The organism is Mycobacterium sp. TH-M106 (assembly GCF_057473765.1).
Genome location: NZ_JBYCLE010000092.1, coordinates 1 through 1,807 on the forward strand (window position 1 = coordinate 1; position 1,807 = coordinate 1,807).

Sequence of the window (1,807 nt, forward strand, 5' to 3'; positions counted from 1 at the left end):
TGGTTCGCCGACTTCGCCCCGCCAGACACCTTGGCAGAGTTCGGGGAATCGGTCATCAAGGTTTTTTCGCCGCAGCCCGCCGCCGGGCTTCGGCCGGCACCACCGGGGGCCGGGCGAACGGGCCCCGCTGCACCGCGTTGAGCCGGATCTCCGGCAGGTCGACCGACGGGTCGAGGGTGTCCAGCCACGCGACGGTATCGGCGACATCCGACACGGCGATCGCATACATCTCAAAGGGAACGTCGGTCAGCATCTCGGTCTCCACCGGGCCCGGGGTGACGACGTGGACACTGATACCGTCCCGGTCGACCTCAGCCGCCAGTGCGCGGGCAAACGCGTTCATCCCGGCTTTGGTTGCCGAATAGGCGGTGCGGGCCGGCATCGGCTCGTGCGCGGCCGAGGAAGAGATGAACACCAACCGCGAGCCGGGTCGCATCCGGGGCAACACCGCAGCGGTCACGACGAAACAGGAGTCGAGGTTGGCCGCCATGATCTCGCGCCATTGGTCGAATGTCTGCTTGCGCGCGTAAGTTCCGCCCAGCACCCCGGCGGCGTGCACCACCAGGTCGATCGTCTCCAGCGGGCGGATCGCGGCGGCGAATCCGACGGGGTCGGACGCGTCGGCCGCGATGTGGCGGGCGCCGATCTCGGCGGCGGCGGCCCGCAGCGGGCCCGCGCGGCGCGCGGCCAGCACGACGTCGTAGCCGAGCTCACCCAGTCTGCGCCCGCACGCCTTGCCGATCCCGCCGCTGCCGCCGGTGATGAGGGCTGTCTTCATCGAAGGTCACGGCTGCCGGCTGTTGCGCGGCCGCGACAGGGCCTGCGGTGACAACGCATAGATCCGCCGGTCAGAACGATCGGAGAGCACATAGGTCTGGGTGTCGGCGACATGACGTGCCGCGATGCGACGCGCCCGCTCGACGTCGCCGGCTTCGATCATCTCGGTCAGCTTGACATGCGTGCCGAGCACGGCGCGACGTTTTGTCGCCGACGGATAGGTGCCCCGCGCCGCACTCTCCTCGGCCCACTGCCGTTCATGGCTGGTCCACAGCGTCTCCAGGCTGCCCACCACCGCTATCACGGTGTGGTTGCCGCACCCGTGGACGATCCGATCATGGAATCGGCGGCCGATTTCGGTGAACTGCTCGCCGTCGTCAAGCTGCGCGGCCATCGCCTGGTTGATCTGCTTCAGCTCGGGTACCACGGTGTCGGCGCGGTCCGGCCGTCCCGCGGCCAGCGCCGCGCAGACCGGTTCCAGCTCCCGCAGCGCCGCACCCAGATCCGCCAACCCCACGTACTCGCTCTGCAGCAGCAGACCGAGCATGTAGGCGGCGCTGGTCTTCGCCGGTGCGTGCACGACGGCGCCGCCGCGGTTGCCGCGCCGCACCGACACCAGCCCCTCGGTCTCCAGAATCCGCAGCGCCTCACGCAGCGACACCAGGCTGACGTTGAACTGCGATACCAGCACCTCCTGGCGCGGCAACAGGTCACCGTCGGCCAGCTCGCCGTCGATGATCTGGCGCCGCAACTCGTCCGCGACGATCTCGGCGATTCTCGGTGCCGACAGCCGGCGTCGAGCCTCCGGCCCAATCCCCAACGTGGTCATCGGAATCCCGCAGCGAAACAATCGGCGAGAGTGCACGGCCGCTGCGCCCGCCACTCGACTGACTTAGTTATTTTAACAGTGATGCCATAATAGTCCGATGCAATCCAGCGACGGATCGCAGTGCCGACCGACGCCGCTGGATTCGCTGCGGGTCGTCGAGATCAGCGACCGGATAGCGGGCAGCTACTGCGGCAAGCTGCT

At 68.5% G+C, this 1,807-nt stretch carries 2 protein-coding genes; both read right to left on the reverse strand.

What is annotated here, in order from left to right:
* Positions 1–55: 55 nt before the first annotated feature.
* Complete coding sequence (locus AC2VOP_RS03050; protein WP_486959603.1) at positions 56–778, reverse strand: SDR family oxidoreductase; 723 nt, start codon at positions 776–778, stop codon at positions 56–58.
* 6 nt (positions 779–784) lie between these two features.
* Positions 785–1,606, reverse strand: a complete 822-nt coding sequence (locus tag AC2VOP_RS03055; RefSeq protein ID WP_486959604.1) for a FadR/GntR family transcriptional regulator — start codon at positions 1,604–1,606, stop codon at positions 785–787.
* Positions 1,607–1,807: the final 201 nt, after the last annotated feature.

Excerpts from the sequence above, each read along its gene's own strand:
- AC2VOP_RS03050 (WP_486959603.1), bottom strand. The coding sequence starts at position 778 with ATGAAGACAGCCCTCATCACCGGCGGCAGCGGCGGGATCGGCAAGGCG.
- AC2VOP_RS03055 (WP_486959604.1), bottom strand. The coding sequence starts at position 1,606 with ATGACCACGTTGGGGATTGGGCCGGAGGCTCGACGCCGGCTGTCGGCA.